Origin of the sequence: Streptomyces sp. HUAS 15-9 (assembly GCF_025642155.1) — a bacterium.
In the GTDB taxonomy this organism is placed as follows: Bacteria; Actinomycetota; Actinomycetes; order Streptomycetales; family Streptomycetaceae; genus Streptomyces.
The window spans coordinates 6,881,858-6,901,292 of sequence record NZ_CP106798.1 but is presented as its reverse complement, the minus strand read 5'-3'; the positions used below and the strand labels follow the sequence as shown (position 1 = coordinate 6,901,292).

Below are 19,435 nucleotides of genomic sequence, written 5' to 3'. Positions count from 1 at the left end.
CACGTGCCGGAACGGTCGAAGACCGCTCCGACGATCCTGGGCTGTTTCGATCCCGCCGCCGATGACGCCCCCATGATCCACGGTCCCACATGCGCCACGTGCCCACGGAGCCATCATGGGAACCGTGAGGATCCCGAGGAGCCGTCCTCCCGAGGCGCCCGGCGACGACAGCGACGACCTGGCACGGTTCGGCTACCGTCAGGAGCTGAAGCGTTCCCTCGGGCCGATGTCCAGTTTCGCCGCGAGTTTCAGCTACATCTCGGTCCTGACCGGGGTGTTCCAGCTTTTCGGCTTCGGCTTCGCCTCCGGCGGCCCGGCGTACATCTGGACCTGGCCGATGGTGTTCCTCGGGCAACTCGCCGTCGCCCTGTGTTTCGCCGAGATGGTCGGACAGTTCCCGCTGGCCGGGTCGGTGTACCAGTGGTCCAAGCACCTCGCCCGGCCCCTCACCTCGTGGCTGTCGGGCTGGATCATGGCCGGCGGCGCGGTGGTCACCGCGGCCGCCGTCGCGGTCGCCTACCAGGTCGTCCTGCCGCAGATCTCACCGGCCTTCCAGATCCTCGGCAGTCCCGCCGACGCAGGCGTGACCGACACCCGCGGCGGTGCCCAGAACGCCATCGTGCTCGCTCTCGGTCTGGTGGTCTTCACCACCGTGGTCAACCTGTGCGGTGTCCGGCTGATGGCGAGGATCAACGACTTCGGCGTGGTGGTCGAACTGGTCGCCGTGACCCTGCTCGTCGTCATGCTGGCCATGCATGTCCGACGGGGGCCGCAGGTCGTCCTGCAGACGCACGGCACCGGGGCGGGCCACTCCTCCGGCTATCTCGGCGCGTTCCTGGTCGCCTCGCTCGCGAGCGCCTACGTCTTCTACGGCTTCGACACCGCGGGATCGCTGGCGGAGGAGACGAGGGAGCCCAGACGGCACGCGCCCCGTGCCATCCTGCGGGCGCTCACCGCGGCGTTCGTCTCCGGCGGGCTGCTGATTCTGGTCGCGATGATGGCGGTCGGCGACATCATGGACCCCGAACTGGCCGACCTGGGCATGCCCTACGTCGTCAAGTCCACGCTCGGCTCCGGGCTCGGGTCCGTCTTTCTGGTGTGCGTGGCGATCGCCGTCACCGTCTGCTGTCTGGCCGTGCAGACCGCGGCGATCCGGCTTCTGTTCTCCATGGCCCGCGACGGCCGGCTGCCCTTCAGCCGGGCCGTCTCCCGGGTCTCCCCGCATTCCAGGACCCCCGTCGTACCGGCCCTGCTCACCTGTCTGCTGACCATCGCGCTGCTGGTGGTCAACCTCGGCAACCGGCACCTGTTCTACACCCTGACCTCAGCCGGCATCGTGCTGTTCTACGTCCCGTATCTGCTGGTGACGGGCCCCATGCTGGTGCGTCGGCTGCGTGGCACGTGGCCTCGTGCCGACCACGGGCCGTACTTCTCCCTGGGCCGCTGGGGCCTCGCCGTGAACCTCGTCGCCGTGCTGTACGGCATGGCCATGACCGTCAACGTGGCCTGGCCACGGGCCGCGGTGTACCCCGGGGACGCCTGGTACTACCGGTGGGGGGCCCTGTTCTTCCCCGCCGTCATCGCCGCCGTCGGCGGTGCCCTCTACCTCGGCCGACGCCGCGCTCGTCCGGCGCCGGAGTGCCGGTAGAACTCCACGGGTTCGGGCGCCAGGGGCTCGTTGCCGAGGATGATGTCGGCGGACTTCTCGGCGAGCATCATCACCGGGGCGTAGATGTTGCCGTTGGTCACGTACGGCATCACGGAGGCGTCCACGACGTACAGCCCCGCCAGGCCGTGCACCGCCATGGTGCCGGGGTCCACGACCGATGCCTCGTCGATGCCCATCCTGCAGGTGCACGAGGGGTGGAGGGCGGTCTCGCCGTCGGCCGCCACCCAGTCCAGGATCTGCTCCTCGGTCTCGACCCCGGAGCCCGGGGAGAGCTCACCGCTGCTGAACTCCTCGAAGGCGGGCCGGCCGAGGATATGCCGGGTGATCCGGATCGCCTCGACCCACTCCCTGCGGTCCTTGGCTGTCGAGAGGTAGTTGAACCGCAGCGCGGGGTGCGTGCCGGGGTCGGGTGAGACGATCTTCACCGATCCCCGCGCGTCCGAGTACATGGGCCCGACATGCACCTGATAGCCGTGCCCCGGTGCGGGCGAGGACCCGTCGTAGCGGACCGCGGCGGGCAGGAAGTGGAACATCAGGTTGGGGTAGGCCACGTCCTCGTTGCTGCGTACGAACCCGCCGGCCTCGAAGTGGTTCGTCGCCCCGGGCCCGCGGTGCAGGAGCAGCCACTCGGCGGCGACCAGGGGCCGGCGCCACAGCTTGAGCGCGGGCTGCACCGACACCGGCTTCCTGCTGCCGTGCTGCACATACACCTCCAAGTGGTCCTGAAGGTTCTCGCCGACGCCAGGCAGGTGCAGCACCGGCTCGATGCCGAGCACTGCCAGTTCGTCCGCGTTCCCCACACCGGAGAGCTGGAGCAACTGCGGGGAGTTGACGGCTCCGCCGCACAGGACGACCCTTCCGCCGCGGCCCTGCCGCCGCCGGCCGCCGCCCCGCACCGTGTACTCCACGCCCACCGCCCGCCCGCCCTCGAACAGGATGCGGGTGACCGTCGCCCGGGTTCGTACCGACAGGTTGGGGCGGCTCATCACGGGGTGCAGATAGGCCCGGGCGGCGCTGAGCCGACGGCCGCGGTACACGTTCCGGTCGAACGCGGCGAAGCCCTCCTGACGGAAGCCGTTCACATCGTCGGTCACCCGGTACCCCGCCTGCTGCACGGCTTCGAAGAAGGCGGCGAACAGCGGACTGTCGGCCGGTCCCCGTTCGAGGACGAGCGGTCCGTGGTGGCCGCGGAACTCTCCCTCCGGGTCGGCGAGACAGTTCTCCATCCGCTTGAAGTACGGCAGGCAGTGGGCGTAGTCCCAGGCCGCCATCCCCGGGTCGGCGCTCCAGCGTTCGTAGTCCAGGGGATTCCCCCGCTGGAAGATCATCCCGTTGATGCTGCTGGAGCCGCCGAGCACCTTGCCCCGGGCGTGGTGGATCCGCCGGCCGTGCAGGAAGGGTTCCGGCTCGGACTCGTACCTCCAGTCGTAGAACCGGCTGCCGATGGGAAAGGCCAGGGCGGCGGGCATCTGGATGAGGATGTCCCACGGGTAGTCGGGGCGTCCGGCTTCGAGCACCAGCACACGGTTGGCGGGATCGGCGCTGAACCGTGCCGCCAGCGCGCAGCCGGCGGAGCCTCCGCCGACGATGACGAAGTCGTATCGATCGTCCAAGGCCTTGATCTCCTGCCTGCCCGTGGGGACCGCGGACGGGCCTTCCGTCGTGCGCCGGGCGAGCCGGGTCGGCGGCCGGACCCCGGCTCAGCCCCCGGGCATCGGCTGCTCGGCCCAGATGACCTTGCCGCGGGGTGTGTAACGGGTTCCCCAGCGCTGGGCGAGCTGGGCGACGAGGAAGAGGCCGCGGCCGCCTTCGTCGGTCATGTCGGCCTGACGCAGATGCGGAGAGGTACTGCTGGTGTCGGCGACCTCGCAGATGAGCATCCGATCGCGCAGCAGCCGTACCCGGAAGGGGCCCGTGGCATGGCGGATGGCGTTGGTGAGCAGTTCGCTGAGGATCAGCTCCGTGGTGAAGACGGCCTCCTCCATCTTCCAGTCGGTGAGCTGCCGGACCACGGCGCCACGTATCTCGGACACGATGGCCGGGTCCGGCGGAAGGTCGTCCCAGCAGGCCATGTCCGAGGCGTCCAGACCGCGGGGGCGGACGACGAGCAGGGTGACGTCGTCCTCGGTCGGCTGGGACGGCGGCAGGGCCGCCACGACGGCCTGGCAGGTCTCCTCCGGCGAGCGTCCGGGGTGGCCCAGGGTCTGCCGGAGCTCCTCCAGCACGGTCTCGATGCACCGTTCGCGGTCCTCGACGAGCCCATCGGTGTAGAACACCAGCTGGCTGTCGTCCGGCAGCTCGATCTCGACCGTCTCGAAGGGGAATCCACCCAGGCCGAGCGGCGGCGCGGCGGGCACCTCGGGGAAGGTGACCGTCCCGTCGCCGGAGATGAGCGCCGGTGGGAGGTGTCCCGCGCGCGAGAGACTGCAGCGGCGGGTCGTCGGGTCGTACACCCCGTACAGGCAGGTGGCCCCGATGAAGGCATCCGTGCTGCCCTCCTGCCGGGCCATCCGGGCGACCAGGTCGTCCAGATGCGTGAGGAGTTCGTCGGGGGCGAGCTCGAAGGAGGCGAAGTTGTCCACGGCGGTACGCAGCCGCCCCATGGTGGCGGCGGCGTGGACGCCGTGGCCGACCACATCGCCCACGACAAGTGCGATGCGGGCCCCTGACAGGGGGATCACATCGAACCAGTCGCCACTGACTCCGGTGTGTGCGGGCAGATAGCGGTAGGCGACCTCCAACGCGTTCTGTTCGGGCAGGCCGTGCGGGAGCAGACTGCGCTGAAGGGCGAGGGCGGTGGAGTGCTCGCGCGTGTAACGGCGCGCGTTGTCGATGCAGAGCGACGCGCAGTCGACCAGTTCCGCGGCTAGTGAGACGTCGTCGTCCTCGAAGGGCGCGGACCTTCGCGAACGGTAGAAGCCGGCCATCCCCAGAGGGACGCCACGGGCGCTCAGCGGCACGGTGATGAGGGAGTGTATGCCCCGCTCGAGGATCGTCGCGGCACGTACCGGGTCCTCGGCGGCCCAGCATCGCGAGGCCTTCAGGTCCGCCTCCATCGACGGAGAGCCACTGGCCAGACACTGGGCCTGCAGGCTGGTGGGGGCGAAGCCGATCTGCTCGCCCACCCCGCGGAAGGGGAAACCCTCCACCCCGCGCACCGCGGTGCGCCGCATCGGCAGCACATCGGCCGCCGAGGGCTCGTCGCCGCGGAGCACCGCGGGGTACAGGTCGACGGTGACGACGTCGGCGAAGTTCTCGACCACCACCTCGGCCAGTTCCTCGGCCGTGCGGACGACGTCCAACGTGGTGCCGATACGGCGGCTGGACTCGCGCAGCAGCTCCAGGCGGCGCCGCGCCGCGAGGGCGAGCCTGCCGATCCCCGGTTCCCCGACGGCCAGCAGCCATCGGTGGCACTGCTCCTCGCCCGCCTTCGCGGACGGAGCCGCGGTGGGATCCGGAACCGGGGTGGCAGCAGGAATCGCGGTAGCGGTAGGAGGACCGCGCCAGGCGCCGGGGGCCGTTTCGGGCGTGCCGGTTCCCAGCACGGCCGGTGCGGGGGCGGGCGTCCCGCCCGCGGAGAACAGCGCGCCACTCGCGGGAACGATGACCTCGACCGCGACCCCGTCGCACACGTCCGCCACCGGGCGTGCCAGGAGCGTGACCACCCGTCCACCGGACACGGGTACCTCGATTGCGGCCCTGCGGCCCGAGGCGATCAGTCCTGCCGCCTTCTCCTCCAGGAGCAGCCGGTCGGACCCCGTCAGCAGGTCCTCGGCCGGGGCACCGAGGACGATCTGCCGTCCGTGCCTGAACTCGGGTGCCCGCACCTGGCGAGCGGTCCGCATGTAGGCCCGCAGCAGGGTCCGCTCCCGGTCGGTCTTCTGCTCCAACAGCCTTCGTTCGATGGCGTGAGCGGCCTTGCGCGCCATGGTCTCCAGCATCGAGGTGAACTCGGACGACTCGGTCGCGAGGTCCACGACGCCGACGATGCGTCCGCTCAAGGGCTCGTGCACGGGCACGGCCACGCAGCCCTGCACGGTCCATGCGTCGGCGAAGTGCTCATGGCCGTAGACGCGGCTGGCGCGCCGCTCCGCGAGCGCGAGACCGATCGACGTGGTACCGCCGAGGGACTCGTGGAAGCTGAAGCCGGGCGCCCCGCCGCCCGCGGTGTCGAGATACCGGGACATCTGCGGCTCGCCGGTCAGACAGCGGAGCACCACGCCCTCACCGTCGGTGAGGATCACGGTGGACCAGGTCCCGGCGATCGCGCGGGCCACTTCGTCGAGCACCGGCTCCGCGGCGTGGACGAGTTCCGTGTCCAGGTCGGGTTCTCCCAAGTACGTGGTCCCCAGACTCGGACGCAGACCAATGGACTGGCAGCGGCTCCACGAGGACAGGATCTCGCTGCGTACCCCGGCGACCACCGGCCCTCCGGCCAGGAAGCGCTCACGGCTGCGCGCCGTGACGTCATCGCTCCGACCGTCGCGAGCCATCCGGACCACTCCCACCTGTAGACAAATCAGGTGACTTTACGAAAATACACCAGACGGTTTCGCACATCGCCTGCGCTCTCGTCTCCACGGCGGTCGGCGTCCTCGTCCAGCGCAGGAAGCCGGGCCCTGCGGCATCCTGAGCGCCGGTCTTCTCCCCGCCTGCGTGCAACACCCTGACCGACAGGCAGCGCGACGCCCGCCTACTCCTCGTCCGGCACCAATCGCAACGAGATCGAGTTGATGCAGTACCGCTGGTCGGTCGGGGTCGCGTACCCCTCGCCCTCGAAGACATGGCCGAGGTGCGAGCCGCAGCGGGCGCAGCGCACCTCGGTGCGCAGCATTCCGTGCGAGCGGTCCTCCAGGAGTTCCACGGCGTCGGTGTCCTTGGGATCGAAGAAGGACGGCCAGCCGCAGTGGGATTCGAACTTGGTCTCCGAGGTGAAGAGTTCGGCGCCACAGGCGCGGCAGGAGTAGACGCCCTTGGCCTTGGTGTTCGTGTACTCGCCGACGAAGGCCGGCTCGGTGCCGGCCTCGCGCAGGACGGCGTACTCGGCCGGGGTCAGCTCCGCGCGCCACTGCTCGTCCGGCTTCTCGACGTCGTACGACATGAGCCTCAGCCCCTCACTGCTGCGACAGGTGATCCAGGATCCGCGGGCCCAGGTCGGTCACGTCGCCCGCGCCCATGGTGAGAACGAGATCACCCGGCCTCGCCATTCCCGCGATCACCGAGGGGACCTCGGTCTTGTCGTGCAGGGCCATGACGGCCGCGCCCGCCGCGCGCGCCGCGTCGATGATCAGCTCGCTGGTCACACCGGGGATCGGGTCCTCGCGGGCCGGATAGATGTCGAGGACGACGGACTCGTCCGCGAGGGCCAGGGACTCGCCCATCTCCTTGCCCAGCTCCTGGGTGCGGGAGAACAGGTGCGGCTGGAAGACGACGAGGATGCGGGAGTCGCCCGCGGCCCCGCGCATCGCCTCCAGGTCGGCGGTCATCTCCGTGGGGTGGTGGGCGTAGGAGTCGATGACCTGGACGCCGGCCGCCTCGCCCTTCAGCTGCAGACGCCGCTTCACGCCGGTGTACGCGGCCAGCGCGGGCGCCAGCCGCGCGGCGGGGACGCCCAGCGCCACGCCCGCAGCCAGGGCGGCCACCGCGTTGTGCGCGTAGTGACGGCCGGGGACGGACACCGTGAAGGTCAGCTCCGCCCCGTCCAGCAGGACGGTGACCTCGCTCTTCAGGCCCTGCGGTACGACGGACAGGACGCGTACGTCGGCGTCCGCCGCCTCGCCGTAGGTCACCGTCCGCACCGAACCGGCCAGGCGCTCGGTCAGCTTCCGGGCGCCCTCGTGGTCGGCGGAGATCACCAGCGTGCCGCCGGGCACGATCCGGCCGGCGAAGGTCTCGAAGGACTCGTAGATCTCGTCGATCGAGGCGTAGTTGGCATGGTGGTCGAGCTCTACGTTGAGGACGATCGCGACCTCGGGCGCGTACTTGTGGAAGCTGCGGTCCGATTCGTCCGCCTCGGCGACGAAGATCTCGCCGTCGCCGTGCAGCGCGTTGGAGCCGGGGGCGTCCAGGTCGCCGCCGATGGCGTAGGAGGGGTCCAGGCCCAGCTCGGACAGGGAGACCGCGAGCATCGACGTGGTGGTCGTCTTGCCGTGGGTGCCCGCGACCGCGATCGGGCGCAGGCCCTCCATCAGGGCGGCCAGGGCGTCGGAGCGGTGGACCACGGGAATGCCCAGCTCCGCCGCGCGGGCCAGCTCCGGGTTGTCCTTGCGGATCGCCGACGAGACGACCACACAGCTGGCGTCGTCGGCGAGGTGCTCGGCCGCGTGCCCGATGTGCACGGTCACGCCCAGCGCGCGCAGCGCCTCGGCGGTCGCCGACTCCTTGGCGTCACTGCCCGCCACCTTGGCCCCGCGCTGCGCGAGGATCTTCGCGATGCCCGACATTCCGGCGCCGCCGATGCCGATGAAGTGCGGTCGGTCCATGGCGGTAGGAAGGCCCGGGGCCATGTGCGTCTCCCTGGAGTGGTGCGGCGAAGCGAACATTCAGCGCACCACCATATGGCCCCGGCACGCCCAACACCTATTAGGTCCGTTACGGGCAGCGGTCACGTCACGTCCGCCGCGATCGCCGGTCACGCCTTGCTGTGGGAGAACAGCTTGAGCACCGGTACGCCGACCTTGTGGCGGGCCCGGGACGCCCAGTCGCGGTGGAAGAACTCCTCCACGTAGTGGGGGTCGGTCAGGACGATCACCTCGTCGGCGCCGATCTCTTCGACCAGGGCCTTCAGGGCGTCCAGCGGGTGGTCCTCCACCAGCCTGCCCTCCGCCTCGCCGCCCGCCGCGCGCAGCGCCTTGAGGGACACCTCCAGGGCCTGCTCCGCGGGCTCCTTCGCCGCGGCGCCCTCGGGCACCCCGCGCTCGCGTGCCGCCTCGTCGAGTTCGCCGAGCGCGATGTCGTCGATGGCCCGCAGGAGGCGGTCGGCCTGGTCGCCCCGAGGCTGGAGCAGCACATGGAAGGAGATCTGCTCGTCTCCGTGCAAGGTGGTGACGAACTCCACGTCGGCGGACGTCAGGGCCTTCTCGATCATCAATACGCTTGTGAACACCAGCGCCCCATTCTGCTCCGTGGGCCGTGTCAGGCCCTGCGGAAACCATCCTGCCCCGTGATCGCACGGGTACTGCCGGATTTAGTGTGCCCGTCGAAAGCCAAGCGGAACGGTAGATTCCGCTGATTTCATGACCGACGGTAGCGACCGAACAGGAACCCGGCCTCTTCCAGGAGCGACACCAGTTCGAAGCGCCGCGGCACCGCGACCGACGGCCCCCCGGCGATGCGCTGCGCGTCGCCCGCGGTGAGCATCGGGGAGAGGGTCAGACAGAGCTCGTCGAGCGCTCCGGCGGCGATCAGCTGGCCCAGCAGCCGGGGGCCGCCCTCGGTGAGCAGCCGGGTGTGACCGAGGCCGGCGAGGGCTTCTACGGCCCGCACCGGGTCCACTCCGGCGCCGTCGCCCGCGATCACCACCCGCGCGCCCGCCTTCTCGGCGGTGGCGATACGGTCCGGCGCCGCCGAGGCTCCGGTCAGGACCAGGGTGGGCACCTGGGGGGCGGTGAACAGCGGGAGCGAGTAGTCCAGGTCCAGGCTCGCGGTGACGACCGCGATCGCCGGGGCCAGGGCCTGTCCCGCCGCCTTCCTGGCGTCCGCGAACTCCGCACGCGCGCGTGCGGGGCGGTAGGCCTCCTGCCGTACCGTTTCCGCGCCGACGAGGACGACGTCCGCGAGTGCCCGCAGCGTGCCGAAGATCCGCATGTCGGCCGCGCTGGAGATGGGCTGCGAGCGGCCCTCGTGCTGGGCGGCCCCGTCGAGCGTGGACACCATGTTGGCCCGCAGCCAGGTCCCCCGCCCGCCGGCCTGCGGCTCGGGATAGGCGTACGCGGCCGCCAGTTCCGCGAGACTCCACTCCCGGTCATCAAGGGCTGCTGTTTCGTCGGTCACAGGGAACAGGCGTCGCATGTCGAGCAGTGTGACACGGCGCTTAGCATGGGTAACCGTGTCGTCATCCACCGCCGCGTCCGCCGTCAGCCCGATAGCCGACGCGACCCCGTTGTCCCTGTGCGCCCGCGAGCCGCACGTCCCCGCGGACCGGCTGGTCGCCGAGATGGTGCCGCCGCCGCGCTTCGACTCGGTCCGCTTCGCCACGTACCTCCCGGACCCGGACCGGCCGAGCCAGACCGAGGCCGTACGGGTCCTCGACGGCTTCGCGGCCGGGCTCGGCGGGGCGCACGCCACCGGCACCGGCCGACGGGGATTCTTCGGGTTCGGCAAGGCGAAGGCGCCCAAGGTGCCGGCCGGGCCCCGCGGTGTCTATCTGGACGGCGGGTACGGCGTCGGCAAGACCCACCTCCTCGCCTCCCTCTGGCACGCCACCCCGGCCGAGCCCGCGCTCAAGGCGTTCGGCACCTTCGTCGAGCTGACCAACCTCGTCGGCGCCCTCGGCTTCCAGCAGACCGTCCAGACCCTGTCCGGTCACCGGCTGCTGTGCATCGACGAGTTCGAGCTCGACGACCCGGGCGACACCGTGCTGGTGTCCACCCTGCTCGGCAGGCTCGTCGACGCCGGTGTCGCACTCGCCGCCACCTCCAACACCCTGCCGGGCAAGCTCGGTGAGGGCCGGTTCGCGGCGGCCGACTTCCTGCGCGAGATCCAGGGCCTGTCCGCCCACTTCCGCGCCCTGCGCATCGACGGCGAGGACTACCGCCACCGCGGCCTGCCCGAGGCACCGGCGCCGTACTCGGACGAGCAGGTGACGAAGGCGGCGTACGCCACCGCCGGCGCCTCGCTCGACGACTTCCCGCATCTGCTGGACCACCTGGCCAAGGTGCACCCCAGCCGGTACGGCGCGCTGACCGACGACCTGAGGGCGGTGTGCCTCGTCGGTGTGCGGCCGGTACCGGACCAGTCGACGGCACTGCGCCTCGTGGTCCTCGCGGACCGGCTCTACGACCGCGAAGTCCCCGTACTGGCCTCGGGGCTTCCCTTCGACAAGCTGTTCAGCGAGGAGATGCTGAAGGGCGGCTACCGCAAGAAGTACTTCCGCGCGATATCCCGCCTCACCGCACTCGCCCGCGACGCGAAGACACTCGTGACGGCCGAGTAGCGCGCCGAACGCAGGGGACGACGGCCCAGCCGGACCCGGGCCCGGCTGCTGCGCGGTGCGGGGCGTGGCCCCGGACCGGATACCGGGCATATCGTTGCAGGAGTGGACACAAAGGGCCTCTTATGGAGGAGGTCGTCATGTTCCAGGAACTGCTGGGGGCGATCATCGCGGCCGGTGCCGTCGGACTGGTGTACGTGTCCGCGGGGGTGCGGGTCGTCAAGCAGTACGAACGCGGGGTGGTCCTCCGGCTCGGCCGCCTGCGGGGCGAGATACGTTCGCCGGGACTCGCGCTGATCATCCCGGTCGCGGACCGGCTCTACAAGGTCAACATGCAGATCGTCACGATGCCCGTGCCCGCCCAGGAGGGCATCACGCGGGACAACGTGACGGTGCGGGTCGACGCGGTCGTGTACTTCAAGGTCGTGGACGCGGCGGCCGCGACCATCAACGTCGAGGACTACCGCTTCGCCGTCTCCCAGATGGCACAGACCTCCCTGCGCTCGATCATCGGCAAGAGCGACCTCGACGATCTGCTCTCCAACCGCGAGAAGCTCAACCAGGGCCTGGAGCTGATGATCGACAGCCCCGCCATCGGCTGGGGCGTGCAGATCGACCGGGTCGAGATCAAGGACGTCTCCCTGCCGGACGCGATGAAGCGCTCCATGGCCCGTCAGGCCGAGGCCGACCGTGAGCGCCGGGCGAGGATCATCAACGCCGACGCCGAGCTCCAGGCCTCCAGGAAGCTGGCCGAGGCCGCGCAGCAGATGGCCGACACGCCCTCCGCACTGCAGCTGCGCCTGCTGCAGACGGTGATGGCGGTGGCGGCGGAGAAGAACTCCACGCTGGTGCTGCCCATCCCGGTGGAGCTGCTGCGCTTCCTGGAGAGGGGCCAGCAGCCGGCCGCGCTCGCCGAGTCGCACCAGCCGGACGGAATCACCGGCTCGCAACCGGCGGCCGCCGACGGTGACCTGGAACAAGGCGAACCGCCACAACCGGACGGCAGCGACGACGCGCAGCAGTCCCCCGCCATCGACGGCACGCAACAACCCACCGGCATCGGTGACTCCGCGGTCCCCCGGAGCTAACGTTCCGGGCATGCGCCGGAGCTTCCTGATCGTGTTGGTGGCCGCCATGGGCCTGGTCCAGGGCTGCGGGAGCGGCACGGGCGACTCGTCCGCCCCCAGCCCGGCCCCCACCCCCACCGCCTCGCACCGCCTCACGGTGACGAGCTCCGCGTTCGCCGAGGGCGGCACGATCCCTCGCCGTCACACCTGCGACGGCGAGGACGTGTCGCCGCCGCTCGCCTTCTCCGGCGTACCCGCGGACACCACCGGACTGGTCCTCGTGGTGGAGGACCCCGACGCCCCGCACGGCACGTTCACGCACTGGCTGGTGTGGAACATCGGCCCGCGGACCACGGAGCTGGCCGCCGGGCAGGCGCCCCAGGGCGCGACACAGGGCCGCAACGGCTTCCGCAGGACGGGCTACGGCGGCCCCTGCCCGCCCAAGGGCGACAGCCCGCACCACTACGTGTTCACGGTCTACGCCGCCGACCGGCGCCTGGACCTCGCCGCCGACGTCTCACCCGACGACGTCCGGCGCGCCCTGAACGGCCACGCCCTCGCCACCGGCACCCTGACGGGCCGCTACGGCCGCTGACCGGCCGGGGCGGGCGGCCGGGGGCGCGGCCAGGCGGGTGACTCCCGTACGACCGACAGGGCGCGTCGATCGGATGAGCATATTTACGATCATATCTTCATACGGTGTTCACTCTTGTACGCCGTGTCACCGCCCTCTGCGCCGTGGGCGCCGCCCTCGCCGCCTGCGGCACCACGAGTGCCCCGCACGCCGCCCACCAGGCCCCCAGCCCGCCCTCCGCATCCGCTTCCCCCTCACGACCGCCCATCCTCGTCCCGGGCCCGGGCGGCCTCACCCCGGTCTTCACGAACGGCCCGCGCACACAGGGCAAGACCGTCGCCCTCACCTTCGACGCCGACATGACCGCCGACCAGGGCCCGCGAGCGGCCGCGGGCGAGCACTTCGACAATCCGGCGCTCATCGCCACGCTGCGCAATCTGAAGGTCCCGGCCACCGTCTTCATGACGGGCCGGTGGGCCGACCAGTACCCGGCCGAGGCCCGCTCCCTCGGCAACGACCCGCTGTTCGAGGTCGCCAACCACTCCTACAGCCACTACGCCTTCACCGGCGACTGCTACGGCCTGCCGACCGTCGGCGACGACAGGATGCGCACGGACGTGGAGCGGGCGTACACCGCGATCCGCAAGGCCGGTGTGCCGCACCCGATGCCGTACTTCCGTTTCCCCGGCGGCTGCTACGACCAGAAGGCGCTGCGCGCGCTGAGCGGCCTCGGCGTCACCGCGGTGCAGTGGGACGTGGTGAGCGGGGACGCGTTCGCGACGGACGCCGACGCCGTCACCCGGCAGGTGCTGGACGGGGTGAAGCCCGGCTCGGTCGTCGTGATGCACTGCACCCGCAGCGCCGCCCCGACGACGGAGCAGGTGGTGCGCACGGTCGTACCGGAACTGCGCAAGCGGGGCTTCCGGTTCGTGAAGGTGTCCGAGCTGATCGGGGAGACCGGCGGCCACCGCTGACCGGCCTACCCTGAAGAGATGAGCGACGAGGACTACTGCACGATCATCGACACCACCGAGTCGCAGCCCGCGGACGAGCCGCCGTACGCGGAGTGCGTGCTGTGCCGGAAGCCGACGGAGTACCCCGCGTCGTACAGGGGCACCACGCTGTGCCCGGTCTGCATGGGGGGTCCCCCCTGTTCGAGCGAAGTCGAGAACTCGGGGGAGGCCGGAGGCGCAGCGCACGGCCTGCTCAGGGTGACCGGCGACGGGTGAGCGCGCAGGCCACGGCGAAGGCCGCGGCGGTCAGCAGGGCCGCCGCGGCCAGCGGCAGCAGCGGCACCGGGACCCGGCCCGACTGCGAGCCGGTGACCAGCCCGTTCACCGCCGCCTGCGCCGGTGAGCCCGCGACGACCACCGACAGCAGCGCGGCCAGCAGCATCGCGGGCACCGCCCGGCCGGGCGAGCGCAGCAGCGGCCAGTTGGTGAGCGCGCCGACGGCCGTCCCCAGCAGCGCACAGGAGAGCGCGGCCAGCAGCCCGGCCGCGCCCGCCTCGAAGCGTGGGACGTGGGCGCGATGGCCGTTGGCCGCCGGGTCGCTGATCAGCGTCACGGCCAGGGTCGCCACGGTGCCGAGCGCCGCCGACGCGAGGAGAGCCGCCAAAAGGCAGGCGAGGTGGGCCCTGGCCGGTCCGGCCGCGGCGGCGACACAGGCGCGGGCCGCGGGCGGCTCGTTGGTGACACAGATCCGCACCAGCCAGGCGGCGACCGGCAGCAATGCAGCGGCCGTGTAGCCGAGCGAGTCGAGCACCGGCTGGCCGCTCTGCACGCCGACGGCGAGGAAGGCCGCGTACAGGACGACGGGTGGCAGCCAGCGCTGGGAGCGTACGAGGAGTGCGGCCTGGTAACGCAGGAGTGCGGTCATGAGCGGCTTTCGGGATCGGGCGGCGTCTCGGGGGGTGTACCGGGGCTCACGCTCACCACGTGCCAGGGCGGGCGGGCCGTCAGCAGGGCACGGAGCAGGACGTCGGAGTGGGACTCGGGGACGGTGAGCCGGTGGGTGCGGGGCGCGGTCTCCTCGGCCGAGGTGACCGTCCGCGCGGCGTCGGGGGGCAGTTGTCCGCCCGACGGGCCCTGCGCGATGACCACGGCGTGCCGGCCGGCCGGTGAACTCTCGTTCCCGGTACGGCGGTCGAGGGTGCCGTCGGTGACCACGTACGTCTCGTCGGGCGCCCCGGCCAGGCGGCGCGGGTCGTGGTCGACGAACACGACGGCACATCCGGCGGCCGTGCGCTCGGCGACCGCCCGCTCCAGTTCCGCCCGGGCCGCGGCGTCCAGTCCCGTCCAGGCCTCGTCCAGCACGAGCAACTCGGGCTCCGCGAGCAGGGCCTGGGCCACCGCGACCTTCTGGCTGCTGCCCTTGGACAGCTGGGCCATCGGTGTGTCGGCATGGGCGGCGGCGCCGAAGCGGTCCAGCCATGCGACGGCGGCGCCGGCCGCCGTCCGGCGGGACAGGCCGTGGACCGTGCCGAGGTGGGTGAGATAGCCGGCGGCGGTGAAGGGGAGCGCCGAGGGGAACCGCTCGGGGACGTACGCCGTGCGGGGGCGGCCGGTGATACGGCCCTCCGTGGGCGCGTCCAGCCCGGCGAGAATGCGCAGGAGGGTGGACTTGCCGCTGCCGTTGGCTCCTTCCACGCGGATGAGCGAGCCGGGCGTGACGGTGAGGTCGATGCCTCGTAACACCCAGGGGCCGCGTATGCCGTAGCGGCGGCCTACGCGGGCCAGCCGAAGATCACGTCGCATGGGGCTATTCTGGTCCGGCTTTAGGGTTGGCTGTTGTGAGCCACGTTTCGACATCCCCCGGTGACAGTCCCTTCCGGTCCGAGCGCAGTGCGCGTGACGAGGCGCCGCAGTTCGTGCTGCCGCTGGTGGTGCGCATCGAACGCGGTGCGCCGCCCGCCCGTACAGATGCGCTGGAGACCGCCGCGCGTTCCGTGCTGACGCTGCTCGCCGACGAGCGGGCGCTGGGTGACGGCGAGTGGGCCGAGGCCGTACGGGACTGGCAGGACGCCCGGATCCGCAAGGTCGTACGGCGGGCCCGTGGCGCGGAGTGGCGGCGCGCGGAGGCACTGCCCGGGATCACGGTGACCGGCGAGTCGGCGCAGATACGGGTCTTCCCACCCGTCCCGCTGGACGGCTGGCCCAAGGACCTGGCCAAGCTGCAGGTGTCGGGCACCGACCTCGACGACCCGGAGCCGCCGGCCGGACCCGACCGTGCGCGGCCCGTGCTCTGGATGAATCCCGAACTCGACATGTCGGCCGGAAAGGCGATGGCCCAGGTCGGACACGGCGCCCAACTCGCCTGGTGGGAGCTGTCCGACGAGGACCGCGCGGCCTGGCGCGACACGGGTTTCCCGCTGTCGGTACGCACCGCGGACCCGGCCGAGTGGCCCCGGCTGACGGACAGCGGGCTGCCGTTGGTACGGGACGCGGGCTTCACGGAGATCGCGCCGGGTTCCTGCACCGTGGTCGCCGATCATCCGGCGCTGCGGCGGGATCCGGTGGACTCGCGGGGCGTGCCCGGGTAGGCCGGGTGCGGGCCGGGTTCCGGGCCGCGAACCTCGGATCCCGCTCTGCCGCGAACCTCACATCCCGCTCTGCCGTGAACCTCAAATGTTGCTCTGAAGGTGCGGGCGGCGGGGTTCGGGGCCGGGCGCCGGGGTGATACCCCCGTCACGCGAAGGAGGGGGAAGGACCATGCGGCGACTGGGAACGGGGATCGGCTGGCGGCCGGAGATCGCGGACGCCGTGGAGCGCATGCCCGGCATCGACTGGGTGGAGGCCGTGGCGGAGAACGTCTGTCCCGGACACCTGCCCGAGTCGCTGCTGCGGCTGCGCGAGCGCGGAGTGACCGTGGTGCCGCACGGTGTCTCGCTCGGCCTCGGCGGTGCGGACCGGCCCGACGAGGGGCGGCTGACCGCGCTCGCCGAGCGGGCGGCGGCGCTGGGCGCGCCGCTGGTCACCGAGCACATCGCGTTCGTACGGGCGGGCGGGCCGTTGACCGCCTCCCCGCGCCTGGAGGCGGGCCATCTGCTGCCCCTGCCCCGCACCCGGGACGCCCTCGACGTGCTGTGCGAGAACGTGCGCATCGCCCAGGAGGCGCTGCCGGTGCCGCTCGCCGTCGAGAACATAGCCGCGCTGATCTCCTGGCCCGGCGAGGAGATGACCGAGGGGCAGTTCCTGTACGAGCTGGCCGAGCGGACCGGGGTGCGGCTGCTCATCGATGTGGCGAATCTGCACACCAACCATGTCAACCGGGGCGAGGACCCGGCCAAGGCGCTGGCCGAACTGCCGCTGGAGGCCGTCGCGTATGTGCATGTCGCGGGCGGCTTCGAGCGCGACGGCGTCTGGCACGACAGCCACGCCCACCCCGTACCGCGGCCGGTGCTCGACATCCTGACCGACCTCGCCTCGCGGGTCGCGCCGCCCGGCGTGCTGCTGGAGCGGGACGAGAACTTCCCCGAACCCGGTGAGCTGGAGCGGGAGTTGGAGTCGATTCGGGGGGCGGTGGAGGAGGGGCGGGCGATGTGCCCCGTTTCCGGGGCGGTGCAGGAGGGGCGTGCGATACGCTCCGTTTCCGGGGCGGCGTCGCGGGTCCGCGCCGTGACCCCGCCCGTTGTCGTCGCCGACGACGACACCCGGGAGCGGCTCGCGCTCGCGCAGACCGCGGTGCTGTCGTCGCTGGTCGCCGGGACGCCCGTGCCCGAGGGGTTCGACCGGGTGCGGATGGGGGTGCAGGCGCGGGCACTGGCCGCGAAGCGGGCGTCCGTGGTGGCGAAGATCGCGCCCGAGCTGCCGGTGATTCTGGGGACGGAGTACCGGCCGGCGTTCCTCGACTACGCCCACGGGCACCCGATGGCCGGTGGTTACCGACAGGACGCGCTGGACTTCGCGGGGCAGTTGCTCGCGGGACGGATCGAGGACGCGGGGGTGCGGCGGGAACTGCGGGAGTGGTGGCTGGAGCGGTCGGGGCCGGTGCCCCGGTCGCGACGGCCGGTGGTGCGGGCGGCCCGGGCGGCGCGGAGGGTGCTGCTGCGGAGAAGGTGACAGCCGCAACACCGGCGCCCTATTTGATGGGTTCGCATACCTTATATCCCCCTGCCCGCACGGTGGTTGGCACTGACTCCGCAGTAATATGCCAACCCGCACCCACCCGAAGCGCACTGGCGTGCGGTGCCGCAAGCAGGAGGCACCATGCGACCGCGACCCCGACCCCCGATCAAGGGCAGAGGCATTTTCAGCGGGCTCGGGCTCATCATCACGGGCCTGGCCGCGACGCTGGCGGCGCTGCTGTTTCCCGTCTGGTCGTACGCGGACCGGACCGGCATCGCCGGTACCGGCGGCACCGGCGCCGACGTGCTGAACGCCCAGACCGTGACGACCCAGTACGGCCCCCTGTCCCAGGCGGACCGGGACTTCGTCACCAAGGTCCGACTGGCCGGGCTGTGGGAACTGCCCGCCGGACAGCTGGCCGAGACGAAGGGCACGACCGAGGCCGTACGGGCGGCCGGGCGACACCTCGTGGCGGGGCACACGTCGCTGGACGCGCATGCCCTCATCGTCGCCACCCGGCTCGGCCTGCCGCTGCCCAACGAGCCCAACGAGCAGCAGAAGCAGTGGCTCACCACCCTGAGCACGGCACAGGGGCAGGACTTCGATCGCGAGTTCGCCAACATCCTGCGGCTGGCCCACGGCAGGGTGTTCTCGGTCGTCGCCCAGGTCCGGGCCGGCACCCAGAACTCGCTGGTCCGCGATCTCGCCGACGACGCCGACACCACCGTGCTGGATCACATCAGGATGCTGGAGGCGACCGGCTACGTGGACTTCGCCGCACTGGCCCGGGACTTGGCGACCGCCGCCTCGCCCGTGCCGTCGCCGCCGGTGGTCCAGCCGGGCTCGGCGACTCCGATCGGCTCCTCGCCCTCGCCCACGTACCCGCTTCCGCCGGCCGCCTCCAGCCCGCCGCCGGGCGACGGCTCCTGATCCGCCCGAGAAGCGGAACGTCACGTACCGACAACACTCCGTCCGGATGGTGAAAAGGGCATGGCGTTTCCCAGGCCCCTGGCATAGAAAAACGTCATGTTCTGGGTCCTTCTCCTGCTGCTGGCCTGGGCCGTCGCGGGCACGGCGTGTACGCGCCTGTGCCTGGCCGCCGTACGCCTGGCGGCCGTCGACGCGGAGGGTGCGACCGCGGACCGGGGGCACGACCTGACGCTGTACGAGGCGGCGTTCCTGTCGGGCGGGCCCGCGCGGGTCGCCGATCTCACCATGGTCTCCATGGCCCGGCAGCGCCGGCTGCTGCTCGCGCACACCGGCTGGGCGACCGTCGTGGACCCACGGGGCCGGGACGAGATGGAGCGGTCCGTCATAGGGGCCATAGGGCCGGAGGGCCAGTCCCGCATCGAGCCCGTGCGCTCCGCCGCGGCCGGGGCCGACGCCGTGCGCAGCATCGCCGACGGGCTGGTCCGGGCGGGGCTCGCGGTGCCCGACGGGGCGCGTACGACCGTGGCGTCCGGGGTCCGTCAGGTCCGGCTGGCCGCGGTGGCCGTCGCCGCCCTGGGCGCGACCGCGCTGCTGATGCCGGCTCAGACCGACATGCCGCGCGATCTGGTCGCCGCCTGGTTCGCGCTCCCCTTCGCCCTGACCCTGAGCTGCCTCGCCATCGCCCGGGTCGAGGTGCACCCGTACTCGCGCTGGGCCTCGCCTGCCGGGCAGCGGCTGCTCGGCGCGCTGACCCGGCGGGCGACCGGGTCCGGTGACGACCGCACCTATCTGACCTCCGTCGCCGTGCGCGGAATCCGCGCGATCGGCGAACCGGAGCTGCGCGCGGCGTTCGCCCATCGCGACCAGCCCTGGCGGGAGTGACGGCGTCCGCGCGGGGGCGCACAGGGAGTATTGACGCCGACACCGGCGGGATGGTGCTTGCCTTCGCCGAGGCCCGAACGAAATATCCCTTTTGTT

Annotated in this window: 17 protein-coding genes and 1 pseudogene; 10 read left to right on the top strand and 8 right to left on the bottom strand. The window is 71.8% G+C overall.

Features of this window, described 5'->3' with window-relative positions:
- The first annotated feature begins 115 nt into the window (after nt 1-115).
- Nucleotides 116-1,648, top strand: coding sequence for an amino acid permease (locus N8I87_RS31485; RefSeq protein WP_263213780.1), 1,533 nt, complete (start codon nt 116-118; stop codon nt 1,646-1,648).
- Here N8I87_RS31485 and betA read toward each other — a convergent pair.
- The 6 genes from betA to N8I87_RS31455 all read right to left on the bottom strand — a co-directional run bounded on the left by betA (nt 1,603) and on the right by N8I87_RS31455 (nt 9,679).
- Complete coding sequence (gene betA / locus N8I87_RS31480; protein ID WP_263213779.1) at nt 1,603-3,282, bottom strand: choline dehydrogenase; 1,680 nt, start codon at nt 3,280-3,282, stop codon at nt 1,603-1,605. The two genes, N8I87_RS31485 and betA, sit on opposite strands and share 46 nt — an antisense overlap.
- A gap of 87 nt (nt 3,283-3,369) precedes the next feature.
- Entirely contained in the window at nt 3,370-6,162 is a 2,793-nt protein-coding gene (locus tag N8I87_RS31475) for a SpoIIE family protein phosphatase (protein WP_263213778.1), read from the bottom strand.
- 200 nt (nt 6,163-6,362) lie between these two features.
- Nucleotides 6,363-6,770, bottom strand: coding sequence for a peptide-methionine (R)-S-oxide reductase MsrB (gene msrB, locus N8I87_RS31470; RefSeq protein WP_263213777.1), 408 nt, complete (start codon nt 6,768-6,770; stop codon nt 6,363-6,365).
- Nucleotides 6,771-6,783: 13 nt separating this feature from the next.
- Nucleotides 6,784-8,175, bottom strand: coding sequence for a UDP-N-acetylmuramate--L-alanine ligase (gene murC, locus N8I87_RS31465; RefSeq protein ID WP_263213776.1), 1,392 nt, complete (start codon nt 8,173-8,175; stop codon nt 6,784-6,786).
- Nucleotides 8,176-8,300: 125 nt separating this feature from the next.
- A complete protein-coding gene (locus N8I87_RS31460) occupies nt 8,301-8,774 on the bottom strand; it encodes an indole-3-glycerol phosphate synthase (protein ID WP_263213775.1) in 474 nt (157 codons plus the stop codon).
- Between the two features lie 128 nt (nt 8,775-8,902).
- Nucleotides 8,903-9,679 (bottom strand): pyrimidine reductase family protein, encoded by a 777-nt coding sequence (locus N8I87_RS31455; RefSeq protein ID WP_263213774.1) that lies wholly within the window; start codon nt 9,677-9,679, stop codon nt 8,903-8,905.
- 37 nt (nt 9,680-9,716) lie between these two features.
- On the opposite strand from N8I87_RS31455, the gene zapE reads away from it, so the two are divergent.
- From zapE to N8I87_RS31430, 5 genes and pseudogenes are all read left to right on the top strand, one after another.
- Nucleotides 9,717-10,823 carry a cell division protein ZapE gene (gene zapE, locus N8I87_RS31450; protein ID WP_263213773.1) on the top strand — a complete coding sequence of 369 codons (1,107 nt, stop codon included), beginning with the start codon at nt 9,717-9,719 and terminating at the stop codon, nt 10,821-10,823.
- A 137-nt stretch (nt 10,824-10,960) separates the two neighbouring features.
- The gene (locus N8I87_RS31445) at nt 10,961-11,908 is read left to right on the top strand and encodes a slipin family protein (protein WP_263213771.1); all 948 of its coding nucleotides are present in this window, start codon (nt 10,961-10,963) and stop codon (nt 11,906-11,908) included.
- A gap of 10 nt (nt 11,909-11,918) precedes the next feature.
- Nucleotides 11,919-12,482 carry a YbhB/YbcL family Raf kinase inhibitor-like protein gene (locus N8I87_RS31440; protein ID WP_263213770.1) on the top strand — a complete coding sequence of 188 codons (564 nt, stop codon included), beginning with the start codon at nt 11,919-11,921 and terminating at the stop codon, nt 12,480-12,482.
- A 104-nt stretch (nt 12,483-12,586) separates the two neighbouring features.
- Nucleotides 12,587-13,435: a polysaccharide deacetylase family protein gene (locus tag N8I87_RS31435; protein WP_263213769.1), complete on the top strand. Its 849-nt coding sequence runs from the start codon at nt 12,587-12,589 to the stop codon at nt 13,433-13,435.
- Between the two features lie 18 nt (nt 13,436-13,453).
- Nucleotides 13,454-13,676, top strand: a pseudogene (locus N8I87_RS31430) (hypothetical protein).
- Here the strand turns inward: N8I87_RS31430 and N8I87_RS31425 are convergent.
- Together N8I87_RS31425 and N8I87_RS31420 are read right to left on the bottom strand one after the other, a co-directional pair.
- Nucleotides 13,668-14,339 carry an ABC transporter gene (locus N8I87_RS31425; protein ID WP_263213768.1) on the bottom strand — a complete coding sequence of 224 codons (672 nt, stop codon included), beginning with the start codon at nt 14,337-14,339 and terminating at the stop codon, nt 13,668-13,670. The pseudogene N8I87_RS31430 and the gene N8I87_RS31425 overlap by 9 nt on opposite strands.
- Complete coding sequence (locus N8I87_RS31420; RefSeq protein WP_263213767.1) at nt 14,336-15,217, bottom strand: ABC transporter ATP-binding protein; 882 nt, start codon at nt 15,215-15,217, stop codon at nt 14,336-14,338. Before N8I87_RS31420 ends, N8I87_RS31425 begins: the two co-directional genes overlap by 4 nt.
- A gap of 35 nt (nt 15,218-15,252) precedes the next feature.
- On the opposite strand from N8I87_RS31420, the gene N8I87_RS31415 reads away from it, so the two are divergent.
- From N8I87_RS31415 to N8I87_RS31400, 4 genes are all read left to right on the top strand, one after another.
- On the top strand, nt 15,253-16,002 hold the full coding sequence (locus tag N8I87_RS31415; protein WP_263213766.1) for an aminoacyl-tRNA hydrolase: 750 nt from the start codon (nt 15,253-15,255) through the stop codon (nt 16,000-16,002).
- 169 nt (nt 16,003-16,171) lie between these two features.
- Nucleotides 16,172-17,521, top strand: a complete 1,350-nt coding sequence (locus N8I87_RS31410) for an MbnB/TglH/ChrH family RiPP precursor modification enzyme (protein ID WP_263213765.1) — start codon at nt 16,172-16,174, stop codon at nt 17,519-17,521.
- Between the two features lie 147 nt (nt 17,522-17,668).
- The gene (locus N8I87_RS31405) at nt 17,669-18,457 is read left to right on the top strand and encodes a DUF4142 domain-containing protein (protein WP_263213763.1); all 789 of its coding nucleotides are present in this window, start codon (nt 17,669-17,671) and stop codon (nt 18,455-18,457) included.
- A gap of 96 nt (nt 18,458-18,553) precedes the next feature.
- Complete coding sequence (locus N8I87_RS31400) at nt 18,554-19,339, top strand: TIGR04222 domain-containing membrane protein (RefSeq protein WP_263213762.1); 786 nt, start codon at nt 18,554-18,556, stop codon at nt 19,337-19,339.
- The last annotated feature ends 96 nt before the right edge of the window (nt 19,340-19,435 follow it).